Source organism: Rhizobium sp. X9 (assembly GCF_018873185.1).
Lineage (GTDB): Bacteria > Pseudomonadota > Alphaproteobacteria > Rhizobiales > Rhizobiaceae > Agrobacterium > Agrobacterium oryzihabitans.
The window spans coordinates 186,786-210,847 of record NZ_CP071313.1 but is presented as its reverse complement, the minus strand read 5'-3'; the positions used below and the strand labels follow the sequence as shown (position 1 = coordinate 210,847).

The 24,062-nt window shown below is 60.6% G+C and carries 22 protein-coding genes and 2 pseudogenes; 15 read left to right on the top strand and 9 right to left on the bottom strand.

The window, feature by feature from the left end:
* Positions 1–149 precede the first annotated feature (149 nt).
* The 9 genes and pseudogenes from tnpB to JZY08_RS26815 all read left to right on the top strand — a co-directional run.
* A pseudogene (tnpB, locus tag JZY08_RS27700) lies at positions 150–377 on the top strand (IS66 family insertion sequence element accessory protein TnpB); the annotation flags it as partial.
* Positions 378–597: 220 nt separating this feature from the next.
* The gene (phnC, locus tag JZY08_RS26850; protein ID WP_006473175.1) at positions 598–1,407 is read left to right on the top strand and encodes a phosphonate ABC transporter ATP-binding protein; all 810 of its coding nucleotides are present in this window, start codon (positions 598–600) and stop codon (positions 1,405–1,407) included.
* On the top strand, positions 1,404–2,252 hold the full coding sequence (gene phnD, locus JZY08_RS26845; protein WP_003501103.1) for a phosphate/phosphite/phosphonate ABC transporter substrate-binding protein: 849 nt from the start codon (positions 1,404–1,406) through the stop codon (positions 2,250–2,252). Before phnC ends, phnD begins: the two co-directional genes overlap by 4 nt.
* Positions 2,253–2,322: 70 nt before the next feature.
* Positions 2,323–3,129, top strand: coding sequence for a phosphonate ABC transporter, permease protein PhnE (gene phnE / locus JZY08_RS26840; RefSeq protein WP_006473411.1), 807 nt, complete (start codon positions 2,323–2,325; stop codon positions 3,127–3,129).
* A gap of 13 nt (positions 3,130–3,142) precedes the next feature.
* Positions 3,143–4,141 carry a phosphonate dehydrogenase gene (locus tag JZY08_RS26835; RefSeq protein WP_003501101.1) on the top strand — a complete coding sequence of 333 codons (999 nt, stop codon included), beginning with the start codon at positions 3,143–3,145 and terminating at the stop codon, positions 4,139–4,141.
* A 12-nt stretch (positions 4,142–4,153) separates the two neighbouring features.
* Positions 4,154–5,074, top strand: coding sequence for a LysR family transcriptional regulator (locus JZY08_RS26830; protein WP_003501100.1), 921 nt, complete (start codon positions 4,154–4,156; stop codon positions 5,072–5,074).
* Positions 5,075–5,419: 345 nt separating this feature from the next.
* The gene (locus JZY08_RS26825; RefSeq protein ID WP_024710158.1) at positions 5,420–6,016 is read left to right on the top strand and encodes a recombinase family protein; all 597 of its coding nucleotides are present in this window, start codon (positions 5,420–5,422) and stop codon (positions 6,014–6,016) included.
* Entirely contained in the window at positions 6,009–7,661 is a 1,653-nt protein-coding gene (locus JZY08_RS26820) for an IS481 family transposase (RefSeq protein WP_003501095.1), read from the top strand. Before JZY08_RS26825 ends, JZY08_RS26820 begins: the two co-directional genes overlap by 8 nt.
* The gene (locus tag JZY08_RS26815; protein WP_024710159.1) at positions 7,661–8,638 is read left to right on the top strand and encodes an ExeA family protein; all 978 of its coding nucleotides are present in this window, start codon (positions 7,661–7,663) and stop codon (positions 8,636–8,638) included. Before JZY08_RS26820 ends, JZY08_RS26815 begins: the two co-directional genes overlap by 1 nt.
* Positions 8,639–8,819: 181 nt before the next feature.
* Here JZY08_RS26815 and traA read toward each other — a convergent pair.
* Positions 8,820–11,156 (bottom strand): annotated as a pseudogene (gene traA / locus JZY08_RS26810) (Ti-type conjugative transfer relaxase TraA); the annotation flags it as partial.
* A gap of 267 nt (positions 11,157–11,423) precedes the next feature.
* On the opposite strand from traA, the gene JZY08_RS26805 reads away from it, so the two are divergent.
* Genes JZY08_RS26805 through JZY08_RS26790 form a run of 4 tightly spaced genes read left to right on the top strand, consistent with a single transcriptional unit; the run spans position 11,424 to position 14,581 of the window.
* Positions 11,424–12,200: an NYN domain-containing protein gene (locus tag JZY08_RS26805; protein ID WP_030092369.1), complete on the top strand. Its 777-nt coding sequence runs from the start codon at positions 11,424–11,426 to the stop codon at positions 12,198–12,200.
* Positions 12,201–12,213: 13 nt separating this feature from the next.
* Positions 12,214–12,519 (top strand): hypothetical protein, encoded by a 306-nt coding sequence (locus JZY08_RS26800; protein WP_030092368.1) that lies wholly within the window; start codon positions 12,214–12,216, stop codon positions 12,517–12,519.
* The gene (locus tag JZY08_RS26795) at positions 12,516–14,180 is read left to right on the top strand and encodes a type IV secretory system conjugative DNA transfer family protein (RefSeq protein ID WP_216333534.1); all 1,665 of its coding nucleotides are present in this window, start codon (positions 12,516–12,518) and stop codon (positions 14,178–14,180) included. The genes JZY08_RS26800 and JZY08_RS26795 overlap by 4 nt, the downstream gene beginning before the upstream one ends.
* 11 nt (positions 14,181–14,191) lie before the next feature.
* Entirely contained in the window at positions 14,192–14,581 is a 390-nt protein-coding gene (locus tag JZY08_RS26790; RefSeq protein WP_030092366.1) for a hypothetical protein, read from the top strand.
* A gap of 226 nt (positions 14,582–14,807) precedes the next feature.
* Here JZY08_RS26790 and JZY08_RS26785 read toward each other — a convergent pair whose 3' ends face one another.
* The 8 genes from JZY08_RS26785 to JZY08_RS26750 form a co-directional block, all read right to left on the bottom strand.
* Positions 14,808–15,125, bottom strand: coding sequence for a DNA-binding transcriptional regulator (locus tag JZY08_RS26785; protein ID WP_024899700.1), 318 nt, complete (start codon positions 15,123–15,125; stop codon positions 14,808–14,810).
* Positions 15,103–15,492: a type II toxin-antitoxin system RelE/ParE family toxin gene (locus tag JZY08_RS26780; protein WP_019200205.1), complete on the bottom strand. Its 390-nt coding sequence runs from the start codon at positions 15,490–15,492 to the stop codon at positions 15,103–15,105. The genes JZY08_RS26785 and JZY08_RS26780 overlap by 23 nt, the downstream gene beginning before the upstream one ends.
* A gap of 78 nt (positions 15,493–15,570) precedes the next feature.
* Positions 15,571–15,852, bottom strand: a complete 282-nt coding sequence (locus JZY08_RS26775; RefSeq protein ID WP_037506114.1) for a ribbon-helix-helix domain-containing protein — start codon at positions 15,850–15,852, stop codon at positions 15,571–15,573.
* A gap of 72 nt (positions 15,853–15,924) precedes the next feature.
* On the bottom strand, positions 15,925–16,548 hold the full coding sequence (locus tag JZY08_RS26770) for an AAA family ATPase (RefSeq protein ID WP_030092365.1): 624 nt from the start codon (positions 16,546–16,548) through the stop codon (positions 15,925–15,927).
* Between the two features lie 243 nt (positions 16,549–16,791).
* Positions 16,792–17,667: a helix-turn-helix domain-containing protein gene (locus JZY08_RS26765; protein WP_216333533.1), complete on the bottom strand. Its 876-nt coding sequence runs from the start codon at positions 17,665–17,667 to the stop codon at positions 16,792–16,794.
* A 191-nt stretch (positions 17,668–17,858) separates the two neighbouring features.
* A complete protein-coding gene (locus JZY08_RS26760) occupies positions 17,859–18,035 on the bottom strand; it encodes a CopG family ribbon-helix-helix protein (protein ID WP_240579517.1) in 177 nt (58 codons plus the stop codon).
* 143 nt (positions 18,036–18,178) lie between these two features.
* A complete protein-coding gene (locus JZY08_RS26755) occupies positions 18,179–18,739 on the bottom strand; it encodes a recombinase family protein (protein WP_210845950.1) in 561 nt (186 codons plus the stop codon).
* A 198-nt stretch (positions 18,740–18,937) separates the two neighbouring features.
* The gene (locus JZY08_RS26750; RefSeq protein ID WP_216333532.1) at positions 18,938–21,910 is read right to left on the bottom strand and encodes a Tn3 family transposase; all 2,973 of its coding nucleotides are present in this window, start codon (positions 21,908–21,910) and stop codon (positions 18,938–18,940) included.
* A 41-nt stretch (positions 21,911–21,951) separates the two neighbouring features.
* Between JZY08_RS26750 and JZY08_RS26745 the strand changes: the two genes are divergently transcribed.
* Both JZY08_RS26745 and JZY08_RS26740 read left to right on the top strand, forming a co-directional pair.
* The gene (locus JZY08_RS26745; RefSeq protein WP_216333531.1) at positions 21,952–22,680 is read left to right on the top strand and encodes a recombinase family protein; all 729 of its coding nucleotides are present in this window, start codon (positions 21,952–21,954) and stop codon (positions 22,678–22,680) included.
* A complete protein-coding gene (locus JZY08_RS26740) occupies positions 22,677–24,038 on the top strand; it encodes a hypothetical protein (protein ID WP_216333530.1) in 1,362 nt (453 codons plus the stop codon). Before JZY08_RS26745 ends, JZY08_RS26740 begins: the two co-directional genes overlap by 4 nt.
* Positions 24,039–24,062 lie beyond the last annotated feature (24 nt).

Sequence of the window (24,062 nt, the reverse complement as noted above, 5' to 3'; positions counted from 1 at the left end):
GGCGTCGTGCTCACGCTCTTTGCCAATGTGCTCGCAAACATCCGGGTCTGCTTGCAAACATCCGCCACGTGCTCAGATTAATTGCCAGCGACGGCATGGTCAAACCGGGACGCCTGCCTGTCGTAGTTGCTCGGTCAGCTGACGGGAATATTCGGGATCAAGGGTGCCCGCCAGGAAGGCGCGGATATACGGACATGCGCTGTGGCTTTCCCTCCTTGGCGCTTCGGGTGCAGGAGGTTCTGCAGCATGATCCGTTGTCAGGGCATCTCTTCGTCTTCAGGGGCCGCAGATCGGATATTTTGAAGATCATCTGGCATGATGGTCTGGGCGCCTGCCTTTTTACCCGGCGGCTGGAGAAGGGCCGGTTTATCTGGCCGAATATGGGATAGCATCCGTCAAGGTGGTGTAGAATTGGGACCGGGCCGTCATGATCAGGCGGCTCTGGGTGAAATTTCTCCATCGCAGCTACGCGAGGAGGTAGAGCTGAGTTTAAGTGCTGTCATTGAAGTTTCACGAGCCTGATAAACGGACGTCATATGTCGCCCATAGTGATGCAAATATTCAATCGATGCACCACTAACGATCAGGATTATTGTGATGCTGGCTCTGAACGGAGTTGCCGTGACCTATGCCAACGGCACCCAAGCTTTGAAGACAACGACATTGACGTTCAACCAGGGTCAGTTCGTCGTGCTCCTCGGTAGATCCGGCGCAGGCAAATCTACCCTCATCCGGACACTCAACGGCTTGGTTGCGCCGACGTCTGGTTCGATCACTTCTAACGATATTGGTGCTCTGGATGCGGAAACTAAGCTTCGCATTCACCGAAGGCGAACTGGGATGATATTCCAGCAGCACCAACTCATAGGGCGCTTGAGCGCGCTCGACAACGTCATGACGGGCCGCCTGGGCTACCACTCTGGCTGGCGTACGTTGTTCCCTATGCCGCGTTCGGATCGAAGGCTGGGGTTGGAATGCCTTGAACGCGTAGGCCTTCTTGATAAGGCTCTCGTCAGGGCGGATCAACTATCCGGCGGTCAGCAGCAACGGGTGGGCATTGCGCGCGCGCTGGTCCAGAAGCCCCAACTGGTCCTTGCAGATGAGCCCGTTGCAAGTCTGGACCCTGAAACGGCTGTCGAGGTCCTGTCGCAGCTTCGCGAAATATGCACAGCCGACGGCATCACTGCTGTGATCAGCCTTCATCAGATCGATCTAGCTCGCCGGTTCGGCGACCGGGTCATTGCTATGCGCGACGGGGAAGTGGTTGCGGACGCCGCTGTCGACGAACTGACCGATCAAATGTGTGCGTCGATCTACCGCAGCGCCCCAAGAAATCCGACCACAACACAAGATTTGTCCAACTACGAGTATGATCAACCTTTAGCTGCCATGGAGGCCGCATTATGAAGAAGCTTCTGTCCCTCGCATTCCTCGCCGTTCTTGGCTGGAGTTCGTTGGCGCATGCTGGCTCAAATCCAGAGACATTGCGCGTCGCGTTGCTACCGGACGAGAACGCCGCCACTGTCATCAAAAACAATCGTCCTCTCGAGGAGTATCTTGAGAAGACACTCGGTCGGGAGATTGAACTGATCGTAACGACCGACTACTCGTCAATGATCGAAGCGATGCGTTTCGGCCGGCTTGAGTTGGCTTATTTCGGGCCGCTCTCTTACACGCTCGCGAAAACCAAGGCTGATATCGAGCCTTTCGCAGCACTTATGAAGGATGGCGAAACCACCTATCGCGCTGTAGTTGTCGCCAATGCAGAGGCTGGCATCGAAAGCCTTGAAGATGCAAAAGGGAAAAAGGTCGCGTTTGGGGACGTGGCTTCCACCTCAAGCCACCTTATCCCGAAATCTATGCTGCTTAAGGCCGGAGTTGAGGCTGGAAAAGACTATAGCGAGAACTTCGTAGGGTCGCATGATGCCGTGGCTATTGCAGTGCAGAATGGCAATGCTCAGATTGGCGGACTTTCGTTGCCCATCTACAATTCAATGGTCGCTCGTGGCACCATTGATCCTAAGAAAGTTATCGCCCTCGCCGAGTCCGATCCGTTCCCGCAGTACCCCTGGACCATGCGGTCGGATCTTGACACTTCGTTGAAAGAGGCGATCACCAAAGCCTTCATCGACCTTAAAGACGAAAAGGTATTGGCATCCTTCAAAGCCGATGGGTTCGCTCCGATCGATGACAAAGCCTACGACGTCGTCCGTGAGCTCGGTAAAGTGCTGAACTTGGACCTGAGTCAGTAAGGCGCGTTCGAGACAGTTTCTCACCTTTCGACGCAGGCGCTGGCCTGCGTCCTTTCTTCCAGGATATGTGATGACACAGCCGTCGGCCGACTACGACTCTATCCTTCAACATCAAAACAAAGCTTGGACCAGAGCTGGCGTGATCGCGTTGGCAATTGCGTGTGTGATCATTGTTAGCAGTTATCACTCCGGTCTTCTTGATCTGGAGCGTCTGGGATCTGGGTTTCCTGCGCTCTGGCAGCTCGGTACGGAAATGTTTCCCCCGGATTTCAACCGAGGCTTGGAGTGGATCAGCCCTCTCATCGACACTCTGGCGATGAGTATAGCTGGGACTGCGATCGCGGTACTGATATCACTTCCAGTTGGCTTTTTCGCCTCAGGGAAAACAGCACCCAACGCTGTCATCTATATGATCTCGCGTGGATTGTTGAATGGTCTACGGTCGATCCCGGAGCTGATTATGGGCATCGTCTTCGTGGCGGCAGTGGGATTTGGAGCGCTCCCAGGCGTGCTGGCTCTTGGTCTTCACTCGGTTGGCATGGTGGGCAAGTTCTTTGCGGAGGCGATCGAGCATTGCGATAATGCGCCTATAGAAGCCGCACGCGCAGCTGGTGCGTCGCCGTTCCAGATCGTGACGCGGGCGATCTTGCCACAAGTTCTACCGCAATTGGCCGATGTGACCATCTATCGGTGGGAGTACAACTTCCGCGCCTCGACAATCCTGGGCACTGTGGGAGCTGGTGGTATCGGTTTCGAGTTGATGACATCCCTCCGGATCATGAATTATCAGGAGGTTCTTGCGATCATGCTCGTTGTCCTTCTGATGGTCACCATCGTTGACCAGGTCGGCGCTCTCCTCCGCCGCCAGCTGCAATAGAAGGATAAATTAAATGCTCCCAAAGGTAGTAATCACCCATCGCGTCCACGAGGAGATTATCTCAAAGCTATCTCCCCACGCTCGTTTAGTTTGCAACGATACTGATGATACATGGCCCCGCGAGAAACTGCTCGCAGAATTGAGCGACGCCAAGGCGATGATGGCGTTCATGCCGGACATGATCGACGCGTCTGTACTCGCGCACGCTCCCGATCTTCAACTTGTGGCATGTGCGCTGAAAGGCTTCGATAACTTCGACATCGAAGCCTGCACGCAGCGTGGAGTCCACGTCACGATAGTGTCCGATCTTCTCACTGACCCGACAGCCGAACTTACAATCGGTCTGATGATTGCTCTTGGGCGGCACATTCTGCCAGGCGACAAGAGCGTCAGGAGGGATTACAAAGGTTGGCGCCCTCGGTTTTACGGCCTTGGGCTGCAGGGCACAGCAATCGGCATTTTAGGGATGGGAGCGATCGGAAAAGCTATAGCACAGCGCCTAAGTACCTTCGGCGCCATTGTGTCGTACTGGGATCGTCAATCCCTGGACAAAGCCGATGAGATCAGACTGAACGTAAAGCCTCTTGAATTTGACCAGTTGATCTCGTCGTCTACCTTTCTTGTGTGTGCACTCCCGCTTTCGGCCGAAACGAAGCATCTCCTCGGCGCTGAACAACTCGCCAAAATGCCCAAAGGAGCACTTCTTATCAATCCTGCACGCGGAAGCGTGGTTGATGAAGAGGCTGTTGTCGCTGCATTGCAGGCGGGGCGCTTGGGAGGCTACGCCGCTGATGTTTATGAGATGGAGGACTGGGCCAGACCCGACCGGCCTGACAAGGTCCACGGGGGTCTCCTCAATCGCGAACATGATTCGATCTTGACACCCCACATAGGCTCAGCAGTGGCGAAGTCGCGTTTGGCTATCGAGCACGAGGCTGCTGACAACATTATAGATTTTGTCCAAGGCCGAAGACCTCGTGCGGCAATTAACGAGGTTCAACTAATTCCTTGATTAGAGAAAGTAATGTTTAGCCTTTCGCATGTCGCAGCATTCATAGAGGTAATCGAAACTGGCAGCTTTCACGAGGCGTCGCGACGGCTTCAGATATCCCAACCGACTGTCTCACATAATGTGAAACGATTGGAGGATATACTAGGGGTGCGGCTGGTCGAGAGGAGGAAGGACAAGTGTGTGCCGACTCGGCAAGGGCTCGTATTCTTGCCATTCGCACGCAGCCTTTTGACCGTCACGAAGAGATCTCTGGACCGCCTGCACAGCGGCCGGATTACGTTGGGTGCCAGTACTAACATCGGTACCTATATTTTGCCAGTCCACTTGAAGCGTTTACAGGATGCTCAAGGCCGGCCACCTGAGGTGGCCGTTGCCTCAAATCCTGAAATCATCGAAAAGCTCTTGAGGAAGGAGATTGATCTAGCCTTTACCGAATGGTGGGACGATCGAAAAGGATATCAAGCCCGCCTTTGGCGGAAGGAAAAGCTGGTAATAATCGTATCCCCACAGCATAATTGGAGGACGCGAAAAACAATTGAAGCGGCAGAGTTATTTCAAGAGTCCCTCATTGGCGGAGAACGTGGAACCGGTACCGGATCCGTGCTCCGCGAGGCCTTCGGCCAAGCGGCAGAGCAATTCCCAATCTCATTCAATGTCGGGAGCACTGAGGCTGTGAAGCATGCAGTTCGAGCTGGTCTCGGCATTTCGATCGTGATGAGGAGCACTGTCCTCGATGAGCTCGCGTCGGGTAGGCTTTATGAGGTTTCTGTTGAGAATGTGGTTCTCGAAAAGTCTGTGTGGGCTGTACATCCCGTACATATGGAGGATGGTTCACCGGAAGCAATCGCGCTTAAGGTTATACTCGATGCGAGCGCCCCTCTGGGTGACCTAGAGCACGTCCACATTACTCGGGGTCATATCCGCAAGATTTGAAGTAGTTGGCGCATTCCTGCGGCTCGAACATGGTAACGGCCTGGCCGACCGCATCCTTTGGTATCGCCGCCTCAATTCCCGGAGTATCCCATACAAGGGGACAAGATCGGGGACCGCCCGATTTTCGATGCGTAAGGTTCCCTGCTCCATGTCGCGAATATTCGGCCGTCAGACACATAGTTGGTTTCCATGGATCGTTTGTCATAAACGAGGGTTTTTGAGCATGCCATAGCGCATGCCGTCACGCCCCTTGAATGGCGCGATGGAATCTTCTCAAAACTGTTATAGAAACGGTTGTCGCAAAATGCTATGTGTCCAACGACTTTCAAGAACATTTGGATGGCTATGCGGGTCGGGTACGCCAGGGTCAGCACGATCGATCAAAATCCGGAGCTTCAGCTTGAGGCGCTGAGACGCGCCGGTTGCGAGAAGGTGTTTACCGAGCGCGGGTCAGGCGCTCGCGATGACCGCCCGGAATTGGGCCGAATTCTCTCCGACGTGCTTCGCACTGGTGACACGCTCGTTGTCTGGAAACTCGATCGGTTGGCGCGATCGCTAAAGAAGCTCATCGCGACGGCGGAAGAGTTGGAGCGCGCGAAGATCGGGCTCGTGTCCTTGACCGAGAGCATTGATACGACGACGCCGGGCGGCATGCTGACCTTCCATGTCTTCGGTGCGATCGCCCAGTTCGAACGTGCTCTGATCCGCGAACGCACGACGGCTGGACTGGTCGAGGCGCGGCAACGTGGCCGCAAGGGTGGCCGCCCGCCCGCGATGCGCCCGGGCGATATTGCCGCGGCGCGCGCCCTGATGAAGGAAGGCAGCATACCGGTACGCAATATTGCGCAGCGCATGGGGGTTTCTGTTGCAACCCTCTATCGTCATATCGGCAAGAAGGGTGGCTCTCCCAAAACAGTGGAATCCGAGGACGTCCATGGCTGAGCGGAGAAAGCGGCCGCCCGGAGAGGCTCTTGTCGATCTTCGACGCCGATTGTCGCTGCTTTCTCCCCGTGATCCAGGCCGTACCGAGATTGTTGCTCGTGCCGCCGATGCCTACGGCATCTCGATCTGGACCCTGTATCGGGCGCTGCGGGAGTTGAACCGCCCGAAATCCGTACGGCGCGCCGATCACGGAACCTCCCGGATCGCCCCGCAGCCGGAGATGGAAACCTATGCCGAAATCATCGCGGCCCTGAAGATCAGAACGGCGAACCGGAAGGGGCGGCATATCTCCACGGCGCGCGCCATCAAGCTGCTTGAGGAAGACGGCGTGGTGACGCCCGATGGCCTGGTCCGTGCACCGCCCGGCATCTTGAAACGCGCAACGGTCGATCGGCTGCTGCGTGTTTCCGGCCTGGATTATGCGCGCGTCACCCGCCCGGTGGCTGCCGTCCGATTCCAGGCGCGGCGTTCCAACGAACTCTGGCACTTCGACATGAGCCCGTCCGACCTGAAGCAGGTGGAAGCGCCGCTTTGGGTCGAGGAAGGGCGCGGCCGGCCGACGCTGATGCTGTTCTCCGTGGTCGATGATCGCTCCGGCGCGAGCTATCAGGAATACCGCTCCGTCTACGGCGAGGACGCGGAGTCCGCCTTGCGCTTTCTCTACAATGCCTTCGCCGCCAAGCCTGAACCGGAACTGCCGCTTCAGGGGATTCCAACGACCATCCATATGGATAACGGGCCGGTGAGCCGCTCGCGCGTTTTCCAGTCCGTCATGGGTAGCCTTGGTGTCCGGGTTCTCACGCATATGCCCCCGTCGGACAGCGAGCGGCGCACGCCGGCGCGAGCGAAAGGCAAGGTCGAGCGGCCGTTTCGCACGATCAAGGAAGTGCACGAGACCCTCTATCATTTCCACAAGCCGAAGGACGAAGAGGAAGCCAACCTTTGGCTCAGGCGCGCCTTGGTCACCTACAATAACGGCGACCATCGCACAGAGTCTCATGCACGCATCGAGGATTGGCTGCGGCATCTTCCTCCTGACGGGGTGCGGGCGATGTGCTCCTGGGAGCGGTTCTGCGCCTTTGCGCGCGAACCGGAACGACGGACGGTTGCTGGAGACGCGACCGTATCGGTCGAAGGCGCATCCTATGAGGTCGAGCCCGAACTTGCCGGCGAAACGGTGACCTTGCTCTGGGGCCTGTTCGATCAGGAACTGTTCGTCGAGCATGAGGGCAAGCGCTTCGGTCCATTCCAACCTTCGCGCGGGGCGGTTCCCCTCTTTCGCTATCGCAAATACCAGAAGAGCAAGCTCGAAGAGCGGCTCGACAAGGTGGTGCGCCTGGCAGACCAACTTGGGCTCCCCCGCGCCGCGGTCACCGGCGGGGATCGTCCATTGCCTTCGCTGCCCCCGACCACGGCTGGGCTGAGTGTACGGCGGACACCGTTTCCGGAACCCGCAATAGAGACCGCTTATCCAAATGGCCTCGCAGCCCGTGGGGCCATCGCCGACCAGCTCGGCCGGCCGATCGGCGCGATGAATGCCGGTGACCGCGCCTTCATCAATGAACTGCTTGGAGAAACACTCGACAAAAAGATGATCGCGGCCCGTATCCGCGAACGCTTCCAGGCGCGAAGAAAGGAAGAATGATGCTCGCTGACGTTCAATCCAGTTACGGCCTCGACCGGCCTTTCCAAGGGGCCGGCAACTTTGAGACCGAGCATCAGCGCACGATCATCCGCGAGGTGTGTGCGGCCGTCCAGACCGGTCGGCTTGTCGTGGTCTCCGGCCTGGTCGGTTCGGGGAAAACCCACCTTTTGCGCCGCATCGAGGCCGAACTCACCAAAGCCGGCAAGGTCGCACTCGCCAAATCGCTGGCGGTCGACAAGCGGCGCACTTCGCTGCCATCGCTCATTGAAGCCCTGTTCTACGACTTGTCTCCCGGCGATCGTGCGCAGGTCAAGATCCCCAAGCAGGCCGAGCGCCGGGAGCGCGACCTGCGCGACATCATGAAAAAAGGCAAACGGCCGATCGTCCTCGTGGTCGACGAGGCCCATGACCTGCACCACAAGACCTTAACCGGCCTGAAGCGACTGATGGAGGTGGTCGCCGACGCCGGCGTGCTCCTTTCCGTACTTCTTGTCGGGCATCCCCGGTTGCGCAATGATCTGCGCCGGCCGCAAATGGAGGAGATTGGCTACCGCACGACCATTTTTGACTACGAGGGGATCGGCTCCGCGCGCCGCGACTATGTTGCCTGGCTGCTTGGCGCCTGTGCGGCCGAAGGCGTAAAGGTTGGCGAACTCCTCGAGGAAGAAGCCATCGACCTCATCGCCGAACGTTTGCGCACGCCGCTTCAGATCGAGATGCATCTCACCCTCGCATTCGAGCAGGGCTTTCGCCTCGGCGCCAAGCCGGTTACCGCCGAAATCGTCGAGCAGGTCCTGTCCCGCGCCATCGACGATCTCGAACCGACGTTGACCCGAAATGGTTACGATGCGACGGCTCTGGTCACGCACCTCAATGCTCGGCCGTCGGATATCCGCGCCTTCCTGGCGGGCACCCTTGATCCCGAATATTCCCGTCAGCTGACCGAGCAACTACGACAGGCAGGCGTCCCGGTTTGACCATGCCGTCGCTGGCAATTAATCTGAGCACGTGGCGGATGTTTGCAAGCAGACCCGGATGTTTGCGAGCACATTGGCAAAGAGCGTGAGCACGACGCCCGCTCCATTGTCAGATAATTCGAGCAGAAAATGCCGATGTTTGCGAGCAGAGGCGCTTATGTTGGCAAGCCGCTACACATAGAGTGCGCTGCTCGCCCTTGTCGTTTTCCAGCGTCACGAAATAGCTGCCGGATTTCTGCGCGTCATGCTCGAACGGGGCGGCCCCATGCTCGACCAGCCGGCCGGCATTGGTGAACTCGTCCTGTGCGGCGTAGAGCTGCACCCCGTCACGATGCCGGGTCATGGCGACATAGGTTAGATGCCGGTCCATCGTCCCCGACGCCATCACATAGGACCGATCGACCGTCGCACCCTGATTTTTGTGAATCGTCGTCGCATAGCCGTGGTCGATCGCCTGATAGTCGCCCATCGGCACGGAAACGCTACGCTCCCGGCCGCCGTCCAGCGTGGCGATGATCCGGCCTTCCTCGACATGCTCGACCGTGCCAAGCATCCCGTTTTTCACGCCAAGGTCGCGGTTGTTCTCCAAGAACACGATGCGGTCGCCGGGCGCGAACTCCCGCTTTCCGTCATTGGTCTGGAAGGTCAGCGCGCCGGCGTCCTCGCCCTGCGCCAGCTCGCCCCGGTCCTGTAGCTCGGTCCTGATCGCGTCATTGATCGCCCGAACATCGGCCCGGCGATGCGCCATCGCTACGCGGGTGCCGTCCGGGCGCTCGTCGCGGTCGGCAAGATAATCCCGCACGATCTGGCCGCGCGCGTCCTCGCCCGTCTCGGCAAAGCTGATATTGCCATGATCCCGATAGGCTGCCAGCCCCTCGGCCGTCCGGTGCGTGGCGAAGTCAACCGACGCCTCCCGCTGCCAGTCCACGCGCTGCCGGCGTATCTCGGACAGCTCGGCATGGCCGATTTCCTCCGTGATCGCCCGGAACGGTGCGCCGGCCCCGATCGCCTGTAGCTGCTCATGGTCGCCTACAAGGACGATCTTCGCCCCGCGCGCCTCGGCCTCGCCAACGAAGCGGGCGAGCTGGCGGCTCCCGACCATGCCGGCCTCGTCGATCACGAACACGTCGCCGCGGCCGATCGTGCCGCGGTCGTTCTCCCAACCGCGGGACCATGACGCGAGGGTGCGGCTCTGGATGCCGGAACTTTCCTCCAAGCCCTCGGCCGCCTTCCCCGACAAGGCCGCACCGTGGACCTGATAGCCCTCGGCCTCCCATGCCTCGCGCGCCGCCGCGAGCATGGTGGACTTGCCAGCGCCGGCATAGCCGACAACGGCCGCGATCCGCTCCGGCCCGGTGATATGCTCGATCGCCCGGCGCTGCTCGTCGGACAACCGGGCGGAAGCATCGCCGGCGCTGCGCTGAATGGCGGCGTCCTGCCGCTCTATGGCGCGCTCGACATGCCGGCGATCGACGCCATGACCATGCGCGCCGTGCATCCGCTGCGCGCTCTCGATCATGCCGGATTCGATCTCGACCATTTCGCGGGTCGAATAGCGGGCAAGCTCGATCTCGCCCGTTGCCGGGTCGGCCCGCTCGGGCTGAAGCTCGACCAGCGCCGGCGAGGCCATCACCTTGGCGAACGCGCTCTGAAACTCCTGCGGATCGTCGTTGATGTAGCGATGCAGCGCCCGCGCAACGTCGTGCCGGTCGAACACGCTCTTTTCCCCGGTGATGAGGGTTAGAACCTGCTCGGGCTTCTCCCGGATCAACTCGGCATTGCGCCGGGCCGCTTCCTCGTCCAGCCGCGCCCGCGATACGTCGAGGCCGCGCCGCTCCATCTGCGTGGCATGGACGCCCATATGTTCGGTTGGCGCGATCTCTAGCCCGCGCTCCATATGCGAACGATGGTCGATGCGAATATCTAGCCCGGCCATCGCAAGCCGCTCGTTGGCGATCCCCTCCCATCGCTGGCGAAGGTCGCGGAGCTGCATATCTGTCGTCGGCAGGTCGTGCGCCAACAGCCATTTGTTTTCGCGCTCAAGATAGGTCTTGTCGCCTAGCCCGTCCTCCGTCACCTGCCGCGTGGTCATAAGAATGTGGGCATGGTGATTGCGAACGTCGCTCGCCTCGTGCGGCGCATGAATGGCGAAGTCCACGGCCGCGCCGTAGCGGTCGGCCAGCTCCTGCGCCATCTCCCGCGCCGCCTCTAGCCGCTGCTCGGCCGATAGCTCATGCGGCAAGGCAATCTCGAACTCCCGCGCAACGCGGGCATCCTTGCGCTTCTCGGCAAACTCGGCGGCGTTCCACAAGTCCGACCGATCCCGCGCCCAATCGGCTGAAACGCCTTCGGGCAAGACGATCTCGGCATGTTCAACGCCCTGCTTGCGGCTGAAATCATGCGTGATCCCGTCGCGTTCGTTGGTCAGCTTCTCCCCGGCACGATAAGCCATTGAGGCGACGGCGCTACGGCCGCCCGCCCGCGAAACTGGCTTCATGCTCAAATGGTAGATCGCCAACCCGTTGCCTCGATCTAGTTTCCGCCTTTCCCGCCAGCCTCCAAGCTGGCGGCGCGCTGAGTTGCATAGCAACTCGTAAGTGCGCCCTTCTCAACTAAATCGCTACGCTCTTTCGTCGCTCGGTGTGGCGCTTGCGGCAAGGTCGATGCGATGAACTGAGGCCCTGATTGTGCTGCACAGCTGCCAAAAATTCAAGGTAGCGCATAATCGTGTTTGGTGACGCTGCTTGCATCGGATAGACTTCGGCTCAAATGGGAGTGCAGACCGATGGCAATAGACAGCGCCGGAACACTTGCGTTGCTGATCGACGGCGATAATGCCACCCCGAAAATCATAACCGGGCTGCTGGCTGAGATCGCCAACTATGGCACCGCCAGCGTCAAGCGCATCTATGGCGATTGGACCAAGCCGAACCTCAACGGCTGGAAAGAGTGCCTGCTGGAACACTCGATTCAGCCGGTCCAGCAATTCGCCTATACGACCGGGAAGAACGCAACGGACGGCGCGATGATTATCGACGCGATGGACTTGCTCTATACCGGCCGCTTCTCCGGTTTCTGCATCGTCTCAAGTGATAGCGACTTTGCCCGCCTGGCCGCGCGCATCCGTGAGCAAGGCGTCATCGTCTATGGGTTCGGGGAGCGCAAGACGCCCCGCCCCTTCATCACCGCTTGCGACAAGTTCGTCTATTTCGACGTGCTCAACACGGCCGGGGAACAGAAGGAAGCGGAAGCCGTCACCGCGCCTAAAGCGGCCGCCGCCAAGCCTGCACCGGCGAAAGCGGCACTCGATCGCGCTGCCCTCGACATGCTGGCGAAAGCTGTCACCGCCTCGGCCGACGAAGACGGCCGCGCCAATCTGGCCCGCGTCGGCGCGCACCTGGCGAAACAATCGCCGGATTTCGACGCCCGTAACTATGGCTTTCCCCGCCTCTCCGATCTGGTCGAGGCGTCGGGCATTGTCGAGGTCGAGCGCATTGGCGAAAATCCGAAAATTATCATGGTTCGCCTCAAGGGCGGGCCAACCCCTCGCCCCGCTAGATAGAAGGAAACGACACATGGCGCGCAAGACGATCGAACAGCGGTTGGCCGAGCTGGATGCGCAGCGCGCCACGCTCAAGGCCCGGCTCGGCAAACAGGAGCGCGCCAACGATACCCGCCGCAAGGTGCTGCTCGGCGCGCTCGTTCTGCATCGCCTCGAAAGCGGCAAGGATGAGGAATTTTCCCGACGCCTCCGCGAATGGCTCAAGCGCGAGCTGCCCGACTTCCTGACGCGCCCTGGCGATAAGGAACTCTTTGCCGATCTGATCGCCAACGCGCCGGCCAGGGAGACAACAGACAGCGCCGGGGGGGCCGCCTCATGAATCAGGCGACGTTAGCCTGGGCCGCGTTCAAGAACATGATGCGGCAGGCTGCGCGTGATCCGCTATGGGCGTTCCTATCCCTGCTCGCCCTGCCCTTCCGCATCTGGAAACCGCTTCTCGGGCTTCTGTTCATCCTCATCATAACCCTGTTCGTGGTCGGCTTCGGCGGCCGGTTCTTCCTCGAACAAATGGGCTTCGGCCCCGGCTCGGTTCCCTTCATCGCGCTCGATCTCGTCACGCTGCTGGTGCTGGCCGCGATCACCTTCCGGCTAGTCACCAATCCGCTGATTATCCATTTCGGGGATATGGACGGCGAAACCCACGGCTCGGCCCGCTTCGCCACCGACAAGGAAACCGCCGCCCTTGCCCGCGCCGATTCCGGCCTGCTGATCGGCCGCGACGGCAAAACGGGAAAGCTCCTGCGCTATGACGGCCCGGCCCACCTGCTGACGATGGCCCCGACGCGCACCGGCAAAGGGGTGGGAACCATCATCCCTAACCTGCTCACGGCCGACCGCTCCGTGATCTGCATCGACCCCAAGGGCGAAAATGCCAAGATCGCCGGCCACGCCCGCCAGACCTTCGGCCCGGTCCACGTCCTCGACCCCTTCGGCGTCACCGGCCAGCCCTCGGCCGCCTTCAATCCTCTCGACCAGCTCGACCCGGCCGGCCTCGATGTCGCGGAAGATGCAAGCACCTTGGCCGACGCCCTCGTGTTCGATGAACCGGGCATGGCCGGCGAGGCGCATTGGAACGAGGAAGCCAAGGCGCTCATTGCCGGCCTGATCCTCCATATTGCCGCCAGCGAGCCGCGCGACAGGCGAAACCTCGCTACCCTGCGCGAAGCTCTCACCCTCGCCCCTGAAGCCTTCGCGGCGCTCCTGAAGGACATGCAGGCGTCAACGGCCGCCGGCGGCCTGATCGCCCGCGCCGCAAACCGCCACCTCGGCAAATCCGACCGGGAAGCGGCCGGCGTCCTCTCGGCCGCGCAGCGCCATACCCATTTCCTCGACAGCCCCCGCATGGTCGCGGTCCTCGGCCGATCCGATTTCCGCTTTGCCAATCTCAAGCGCCGCAACGCCTCGGTGTTCCTCGTCCTGCCGCCCGATCGCCTCGCCACCTATTCCCGCTGGCTGCGTCTGCTCGTCGCGCAAAGCCTGACCGACATGGCGCGCGACCCCGCCAAGCCGGCCGTGCCGGTCCTCTACCTGCTGGATGAGTTCGCCGCCCTCGGCCACCTCGCCCCCGTCGAGCGCGCAATGGGCCTCATGGCCGGCTATGGCGTCCAGCTCTGGCCGATCCTGCAAGACGTTCACCAGCTCCGCGCCACCTACGGGCAACGCGCCGGAACCTTCCTGTCAAACGCCGGCGTCCTACAGGTGTTCGGTGTCAACGATCACGACAGCGCCCGCCTCGTCTCCGATCTGCTCGGGCAGGAAACCGTGGTGTTCCAGATCATGAGCCGGGCGCTCGATTCCGAAAAATCCGGCCTCTCCTATGGCGAGCAACACACGGCCCGGCCGCTGCTGACCCCCGATGAGGTCCGCAACCTGCCGCAGCATGTCGAATTGCTGTTCCTCGCCGGGCAACGGCCGATCGTCGCCGGCAAGCTCGCCTATTACGCCGATGCAGAATTCCGGGGGCTGTTCGACCAGGCATAAAGGATGAAACCATGACCGACACCGATGCGCCCGAATGGCCCGATCCCGCCGACAAGGCCCATGCCGTTGAACAGGCCAAGCAGCTCCGTGACCAGGCCGCCAAGGGCGGCTTGCGGTTTGAAGCCTATCTGCCGCCGTCGCTGGCCCTGTGGCTGCTCGATCTGATCGAACAGGACACGTTCCTTGATCCGTCCGAAGCCGTGTTCGTGATCCTGGGCGAGCATAAGGAGCTGGCACCCCATGCCGATCTGCGCCGGGAACTACTCAAGCGCCGCATACAGGTGGCGGCCGATGATTCCCGACCGGGTATTTCGATGGAAGAAATGAAAGCCCTACTGCGCGAAAAGCGCGAAGCCCCCCTGCCCGAGCCGGCCAGATGGGAAAAGCGGTCCCGGCGCTGACGCACCGGGGCTTCTCTCTTGCGGCCCTCCGGTCACTTCGGCGCTATGTGGGAGCGCGTTCCCTCCGGGCCGGGGCCGGCTGCTCGCCGGCATCGCTCAACCAGGCCACACCCGCGACGCTAGCCCCCGGCCGTCCCGCTCTCATCATCTAGGGCCGTAGGGACGGCCGGGGGCGGGATGCAGGCAGACAACTTGCCAAATTGCTTGTTTGCCAACTTGCCAGCAATCAGGCAATCGCCTCAAGGCCCCTTTTCTGAATAACGGTCAGCAGCCGCAGCGCCGGGCCGCCGGGCTTCTTCACCCCACGTTCCCAATCTGACACCAGCCCCTTACTCACGTTGAGATAGCGGGCAAAGACAGGCTGCGAGATACGCTCACGCTCACGAATAGAACGGATTTCCTCGGGGGTCAGCGGCTCAACGGTTGTCAGACACCCCTCGTCAAATTCGCGCATCGTCTGCTTGTCGATCGCGCCGGACTCATAGAAGCCTTCCATCATCTCATGGACGGCCGCCAGAGCTTCACTCTTGTAAGTCTTGCTCATCGCAATTCACCTCGAACATTCGACCCGCAGCAACTTCCGCGTCCATCTGCGCATCTGCAAACCCCAAGACCAGCTTTGCGGCCTTCTTCAAGTAGGCTTCTTCCGCATCATCAAGGTTCGCCATATCGCTCTTGGCAAACCCGAACGCGAAAACCGCCCTCGTCTCCGCGCGGAAGAAAACCAGCGTTCGGAAGCCGCCAGACTTTCCAGCGCCGGGCCGCGCTACTCGTTGCTTGATAAGGCCGGCCCCTAGATCGGCGTCGATCTGGCCGCGCTCAGCCCGCTCTACAGCCTCACAAAGCATCGCGTCAGAGATTTTCTCCTTTCGGGCAAACTTGTGAAAACGGCTGTTTTTGAAAACCCTCACGCGACTTCCTCGCCCCTGAATGTATGACACATAGCGTTACACTTCAAGGCCCTTACCGCATCGCCGCTTTGCTGGCAATCAAGCACTATGTTTTGCCAGCAAGTCAGCAAGCGCCTCGCGCATGAGGTCTTCAATGGAGCGGTCGGTGTCGGCTGACAGCCGCTTAACCCGGCGATGTTCCTCCGGCTCGACCACGACTGTCACCCGCTTCATTCCGGCCCGCGTGGCGGCATGGTAACGCTTACCCTCGGCACGATCCGGGGTCGGCGCGGGGGCGGATTCCGCGATAGGCGCAACAGGCGGCGTGGTCTGCGCGCCCACGGCCTTCATGCTCGCGGCTAAACTCGGTCTTTTCGACATGGTTTTATCCCATCAAACTGCCAGTTTGCCAGCAATACCATTATGCCTTATTGCTGGCAATACAGCTTGCCGTCAAATCAGCAATTGGCCTCTAAGCCAGGTCAGCAATTCGGACACTTCCTCGCTGGCTTTGCCGGCCGGCTCATACTCCGGAGCGGTTTTGCCGGCCGTGAGCGCATGTCCGAAAGCCGCCCGCTGCTGGAAGGCGACGGGGGCAACCTCCAAGCCGTGAACCTGAACGGCTTCCCGCGCATCGGCCAGAAGCTGCGTGGCACGCGGCGGCACGGCGTTCAAAACGACAAAGGCCGGCTTTTGGGCGAGTTTCACCAGCTCGGCCGTGCTTCCGATCGCGCGAAGATCGAGGATTCCGGCTCGGCACGGGATCAACACCATGTCGGACGATCGCGTTGCCGCCATTGCGGCCGCTTCCGAGTGCGGCGCGGTGTCGATCACGACCAGCTCGGCCCCGCCATCGGTCGCGGCCTGCAAGCCTTGCGGCAAACGAGTGTGAGGAAGCGCGACGACAACCGGGGCCTCACCTTGTCGGCTATCGCCCCATCCGGCGGCGCTTGCCTGGGGGTCAAGGTCGATGATAGCGGCGGGAAGCCCGGCCGCCTCGGCGGCCGTAGCAAGGTGCAAGGCGAGGGTGGTTTTTCCAGCCCCGCCTTTTTGGCTGACTATGGCGATTGTTTTCATATTGCTGGCATAGCAGCAAACCGCATTGACGGCAAGAATTTTTGCTTAAATGCCTTATTGCTGGCAATACAGCAAATATTAAGCCCCGCCCTTGCCCCTCGCTCCCTCTCGAAAGCCCGTAGGACGGTTGCCGCCGGCGCGAACGTGGCGGTTTTGCTGTGAGGGTGCCGCCTCCCGATCCGCCTTATACGCGGATCGGAACCGCCGCAGGGCCGCGAAAGCGGCCCGAACAGCGGCGACCGCTTATGTTTTCCCTCTTAGATAAAGATCAGATGGGGATTCAGTCTGGTTATCGGACTCACGTTTCATGAAGCTTTTCGCCATGCGCACAAGGGCCTGTCCTAGCGGGCTATCGCCGGCGTCGATCTGCGTTCGCTCATCGAGGGGCAGGGTGGTCTTGTAGGCGTCGATTGCCTCGCTCCAAGCCCGCTGATCCTGTCCATGATCGGCGGGCGGGGGAGGGGCCTTGCCGAACCGTCCAAGGAACTGCCGGGCCTTCTCCGGCAGGGACAGGCGATAAGCGTTGCTGGCCTGCTGCACCTGTGGGCCGCGCCCTTCGTTCCCGGTCGGCTCATAGCGCCGCAGCCAGTCAATGAAGCCATGCGCCCGCAGGTTCTTCAGCGCCCGCACGATCGTATCACGCGACCGGCCTAGCCGATCCATGATCGTGGTGATTGACGGCTCAAGCCGGCCGGTGCGGAAGTCGATGAGATTGACGAACAGCCGCAGCACGTCCAGCGCCACCGATCCTAGCGGCCCGCTGCGCTCGCCCTTCTCGTGCAAGCCGGCCTCGTTGTAGATTTCGGCCGCCTTCAAGATCGCCTGCACGTCCTTGCGCGTCGTCGGCCGCCATATGCGGCCCTCCGATCGTCCCCGGATATGGCTATGCCGGCGAACTGGCGTCGGGCATCGCTCGGCCGGGGGCATGACCAGGCCAAGCCCGGCCTGTCCCGATCCCCGCCACGCCTCGCGGCGCTCATGGGCGAGCGTGGAGAGCTGCCCGGCGTCTTCCTCGGTGAGCTGGCCAGCGCTGTAGCGCGTCCATACCTCCCGCATGATCTCATCAAGCGCGCTTACGCGCGCGCAGCCGATCGCGGCCGCGATCTGCGTCCTCAACATGCCTGTCATCCTTCCATTTGAAGGACATGACGGCGCGGACGGCAGGCACGACTTCCCTCTTTCCGCAAGAATCAATCTTGCGGATTGGAGTGCTGTAGCGTAGATAAGGGGAGAGCTTTGGCCCCGTCTCTACGGTGTGTCTGACGGCCTACAAAAACGCTCGACCGCGCCAACGGTCGGGCGTTTTGCCGTTATGTCCCTTGCTTCGCTTCGATATAGAACCTCAACGCTTCCTCGATGATCGGCGAGCGCGATGACGCGCCCCGTTCTTCCTTGATCCGGTCAAGTCGCGCGACCAGCTCAACGGGAAGATCGGTGTTTACGAAGGTGCGGCCAGCCTCTCGCAACCTTTGTCGGTGCGCGGCCACGTCCCTCCGAATCCTATCAGAATCGCTTTTCATCGTTACTAGAAAGACCCGAAACCGCCCGATTCTGCAACCCTTTGCGTAAGGGGGCGCGAAAGGCACTACTTCTAGGGCCGGCAACTAAACGTGGTTACGTCAATGCGTATTCACGTTAATGCGTTCTCAAGCGCCCGGTAGAGGGTGGCGCGATGCACATTCAGGAGCCGGGCGACTTCCGCAACCGGCTTTTCCTCGTCCCTGATGAGCTGGCGCGCGTGCGCGATCTGCTCGGCCGACAGGGCAGGGGACGGCCCGAACCGCACGCCTCGGGCTTTCGCCGCGATCCGGCCGGCGCTCGTGCGCTCCACGATCAAGCTGCGCTCGAAATCCGCGATGCCGGCGAACACGGTCAACACCATGCGCCCCGCCGGCGTCGTGGTATCGGCCCACGGCTCGGCCAGCGAACGCAGGCCAGCGCCGGCCTCCTTGATCCGCTCCGCGATCGCCAGAAGGTCGCCGGTCGATCGGGCGAGGCGGTCTAGCCTGGTGATCGTCACCACGTCGCCGGCGCGCAGATGGTCGAGCATCCGCGCCAGCTCGGGCCGGTCCCGCTTCGCCCCGGAAGCCTTTTCCTCGAAGATGCGGACGCAGCCGGCCGCGCCCAGGGCGGCCCGCTGCGCATCGAGGTCCTGGCCGCGAGTCGAAACGCGGGCATAGCCGATGAACACGCGGCCGGCGTCGGAATCTGGTTGGCGGTTCACGGCTTCCCCCTGTCGCAAATCATGTCGCAAGTTTTCTATCACTTGCGACAAAGACATGCGACACGAAAAGCCCTGATTTTCCGGGGGTGGCCGATCTGTTGCAGGTTTTACGACTTACGCGACAAGGCCATGAACGGGTAGGTGCAGGATACATGTAAAAACCGGTCACAAGGGAATTTCAAACGGCAGAGGGGCCGGGTTGAGCGGTTCCGGGATATCCTCCATGTCAATTGAGTATTTCCCGAAGCGCCGGATTTTCGCTCGCGCGTAGGGGCTCAGGGAGGCTGCGAGTTCTGGTGTGACAGTCAGACCGTCGGCCGCCATGGAGTTGATGACGTCGGTCAGGTCGGCGACGTTGGACAGCATGATGGCATTGGCGACGAGGCTTGCATACTTGACCTGCTTTTCCTGCTCGACGGGATCGCCGCTCTTGATGACAGGGCCTCCGAAGGTAATCCAGTCGAGAAAGTCGTTGTAGGATTCAATCTTGGTCGTTTCAGCGCGAATGGAACGTCGGACCTGTGGGTCGGAGATATAACGCAACAGAAACAACGTTCTTTCGGCACGGCCGAGTTCTCGGAAGGCCTGGTAGAGCCGGTTTTTGCGGTTGTTTGAGCTGAGTTTTCGCAGCAACATCGAGGGCAGCACCAGACCCGCCTGAATGGAGAGGATCACTTGCATCATGTCCTGCCAGTGCGTTTCGATCAGCCGCCAGTCGATCTCGCGGCCGAAGAGCGCATCGATGTGCTGGTAGGAGACCGATTTATCGGGACGATAGAAGGTCACGTCTGCCCAGTTGCGCATGCGCGGCATCAGCTTGATCCCAAGCATACGTGCCAGCCCGAAGACGGGTTCGCTCTGGCCCTGGGTGTCGGCATGCAGCGTGTCCGGCTGGACGGTAGAGCGGTTTTTCAGGAGGCCATCGAGGATATGGATGGCTTCCCAGACACCGCAGGGAATGAAGGTGGTGAACAGCGCGACGTAATTGTCGGCGATATGGTGGTAGGCGATGCCGCCGTAGGCGCCATAGCGGATATGCTGAGAGCCCAGCAGATTGTTTTCGCGCAGCGGAATGTGAGTGCCATCTGCGATCGCTGCCTGACCGGCGCCCCACAGCTTCGGCAACTCGAAACGATCATAGGCATTGATCAGGTCGGTCATCGCGGCTTCGAGCTTGGCCGTGTCGATATGCTGGGCATTGAGCCGGCGTAGAGTGTCGGCGCTGGCGATGCCGACAGCATGACGAGCGGTCTGGACGGGGCCGAGATTGCAGCCGTAGCCGAACACCGTGAGGATGTAGCGCTGCAGCGCCCTTGCAATTTTCGGGTCGGCTCCCGATGGCGGTCCGAAGTGGCGGGTGAAGGCAGTCCAGCTTGTGCTGTCCTTCAGAATATCGAGCAGGTGCCGCTCGCGTATACGGGCATGGACTTCGGCTTCGAAGATCATCAGCCCTTCCGGCTGGCCGGATGCCTTCTGTTGCTTGAGGTGCGGCACACCGCTCGCATCGATGCTCAACTCCGTATTTTCTGGAAAGCCGGCATCCACAGCGGCGGTGGCTGCCAGCAGTTGTTCCTTCATCCATGCGGCAAATCCCTCGCCGGAACGCGGCAGCCCAAGCTCGGCGCAATAATCGGCTAGGCGTGCCTCACACTCCGTCCAGGACAGGAGCTGGGTGCGGTAATCATTGAAGGTTTCAGCCCCCACGACAAAGAGGTCACCGGCTTGCAGTGCGTCGGCCAGATGTATGAACACACAGACTTCGAGGGCACGCCGGTCCAGTATGACACCCGACTTGCGGCGCTTGATCACAAAGCTCTGCCAGCGCTGCGAGGCGAACGACAGGTCGATATCATAGGCCAGTTCGTCGCGACGGGCGTTCCTGTTATCAATGACGATGCTCAGCGCTTCCAACAGGCTGAGGTCCTGCGTTGTCGATCTGATATCCATGAGGTCGAGCAGCTTGAACAGCAGGGCGCGGACCTTGGCATGGATCGGCCAAAGGAGCGGCAAGTCATTGTTGTGGTGAAAGGCCGAGACCGTTTCGCATTGCTCGGACAGAAGATCGAGGCCGCCACGTTCCGCCAGTACGGCTCTGATCCGACGGCCAACTTCCATATCGGTTTCGCTCAGCCTGGTGTTCTCCAGCATCTGCCCCAATACCGTGATCAGTTTCTCTTCGATCTCCCGGTGCTCGTCCTGCAGGGATTTCAGCTTTTCCCTGGCGGTGTTCTGGGTCTTGCGGACCCGGCGCAACAGCATTTCGATCAACTCGTCGCGGCATTGCGCGCGAGCCTGCTGGATCAGGCATAGAAGCAGAGTATGCCGCTTGCCCGGCCGGCTGATATCGAGAAGATCGCTCACCTCCATGCTACGGGCCTCGGCGGCAAACTGACGGCGCTTGGTATGGGCGATCTCATTGAGGAGAGGATCGGGATCGAGCATGCCGGTCAGCCATCCAAGCCGTTCCGTCCAGAGCTTGATCGTTTCAGGACGGGCCGGGCCCGGGGCATGTTTGAGGCGATTGAAGCCGGTCGTCACAGCACCAGATTCAACGACCAGCAAACCATCCAGCAAGGCAACGTCTTCATCGCCCAGACGTTCCGCGGTCCGGGTGTAGATCTTCGTATGGACTTTCATGCGCAGGTGATTGGCCAGTCGATCGAGTGTGCTGAACGCCGGCAGATCAATCGATGCCTTACCCAGAACCTCGATCGCCAGATTGATCAGGTCGGCCGGATCGCTCATCGTTGAGGCCGCTTCCGTGATCGTGGTTGCCAGCAGCTCCTCGCCCCTGTCGTCATAGGTCACGACATCGAGAAAGGCACGGACCGCCGTTCGATACCGATAGAGTGTCTTTTCGCCGACGTCTTCAACCACACGTATCGGCGGATCGACAAAACCCAGTTGCGCTGCCAAATGGGCAATCGTATCACTATGGAGGTCATCAGGCGCAGGAAAGAAACCGAGAGCCTGGCGCGTCTTCAGCAAAACCGCCAGCGTCAGGCGGCCGGATGCACCGCGTGCCTTGTTCCTGATAAAGACGAGATCGGCTTCGCTCAGACCGTATCTGCGCTCCAGTTCCTCCCGGGTAAGACGCTCACTGAGCCGAGGGTAGGCAGTACGGTCGATCGATGTCATAAAGGTGTCCGGAAAAGGGTTCGCCGAAGGGGTCATGGAAAGTGCCTAAATCAAAGGCTTCGGCCCATAGCGTTTCGCTGTCCAAAAAGGAATACATTAAAGGACGCCGCCGCCCGGCACCCACGCCGCAACAGAACCATGCGGCCCTCTATCTGCGTGTCTCCACGCCCGACCAGAAGCCAGACTTGCAATATGACGGCCTGCGTGCTTACGCCGAGCGCGCCGGTCTCACCATCGTCGGCGAATATTGCGACATCGCGGTTTCCGGCCGCCGCGAAGGGCGCCCCAGGCTCAACGCCCTGATGACCCGCGCGCGCAACCGCGAACTCGATTGTGTCCTGGTCTGGAAGTTCGACCGCTTCGCCCGCTCGACCCGCCATCTCCTGACGGCGCTCGAAGAATTCGACCACCTCGGCGTGCGCTTCATCAGCCTGCAGGACCAGATCGACACCGCAAGTCCCATGGGCCGGGCGATGTTCACCATCATCGGCGCCATGGCCGAGCTGGAATCATCCCTGATCAGCGAACGGGTCACGGCCGGAATGAAAGCGGCCGCCGCTCGCGGAAAACATCTCGGCCGGCCAAGGCTCAGCTCCCGTCTGGTCGAGGAAATCGAGACCCTCGCCACCTCCACCGATCTCAGCATCCGCAAGATCCAAGAGGCTGTCGAGGGCCGGGCCAGCCGAGGTCGCGTCGGAGAGATCGTCAAGCAGGCCCGATCACGCAATAAAAACGACAGGTCAGCCCTGGCGATGGAGGATCATCCATGAACGCGAACAGTTTCAATCTGAACGCCCTCGTCAAATTCCTCGGCCGGGACGATTGGGCGCTCCAGTTCGAGGAGGTGATGGGCGACCACTTTTGGCCCGTCATGGACGAATTCGGATTGGATGACGAAGAGATTTTCGAGCTTCTCGGCAGCCATTGGGCCATGACCCTTTGGGGATGCGCCTTCGAGGATTTTCTCACCCAGGCCTTCGAACCGGACGGTCACACCTTCGTCGATATCTATCTCAAAAGCCGGGGCTTTAAGGAAACTGCCCGCAGCAAGGCCTATCTCAAGGCGATCAGTGCCTCGGTCATCAGTCTCTACGAAGTCAGTGAGATCGTGCCCGGCAAAAGCTTTCTGGCGCGCGATATCCTGCGCGGTGGCGATCCCGTGACGGTCAGCGAAGGAACCGCTACTCAAACCTTGCGGCAATGGGAAAGGATCGCCGCCCGCATCGTCCATGTCGGTGGCACGAACGTCATCACCGGTGGCCTGTTACCCTATTCGCCGGAGGCATCAGAAGCCCTGTTCGAAGGGCTCAAGGGCATGACCGGCAAGAAGCGATCCCGAAAGAAACTGATCCTCGACGACGACACTCTCCGCCTGGCAGCGCCTCTCTTCACCCATGCCTTTCTGTTTGACACCTTGCCCAGGGTGCTCGGCGAGGTTCAGCCGCTCGTCTGTAACAGCGATGGCGACGACATCGTGTTTCATGAGGTGCGCTTTCCCATGGAAACCGGCATCACGGAAAGAGACATCGCCGATCGCTTCGCCGGTATCGCCGACCTGCGCCAGGAAAATCCACTGTTCTGGAACTGGCTCGGTCGCCCGCCCGCCAAGGGAGCCGGTCGGCCCGGTCACCCGGATGCGCTTGTCGCTGGCGTCACCATGGAAGACGGTACGCCCGTCCTTGGCAATTTCGAAATCAAAGGCCGATTTCTCGTCCTGATGGTCAACTCTGCCGAGCGGGCGCAAAGAGGCGGGGAGCTGGTGCAAAATATCCTCGACAAGATGGTGCGCGCGCCGCTCACCAGCATCCAGACCATCGAACAGCTGAAAGCTGCCCAACAGGGGAGAAAGCCATCGAAGGACGATATCCCGCCGGAAGTGGCGACACCGCTCGTTCAGGCCATGCTCGACAAACAATATCGCGCCACACTCGACGAACCCGTCGGCATGCTCGGCGACAAGTCCCCGCGCGCCGCCGCCCGGACAAAGGCCGGTCGCGAAAAGGTCGCCGAATGGCTCAAATATCTCGAAATGCGATCATCGTCCGGGCCTGACCCGCACAACCCCATGGCCACCTACGATTTCTCATGGATATGGAAAGAACTCGGCGTCGAAGACCTTAGACGATAGCCTCCCAAAAACGCTTGTGACCGG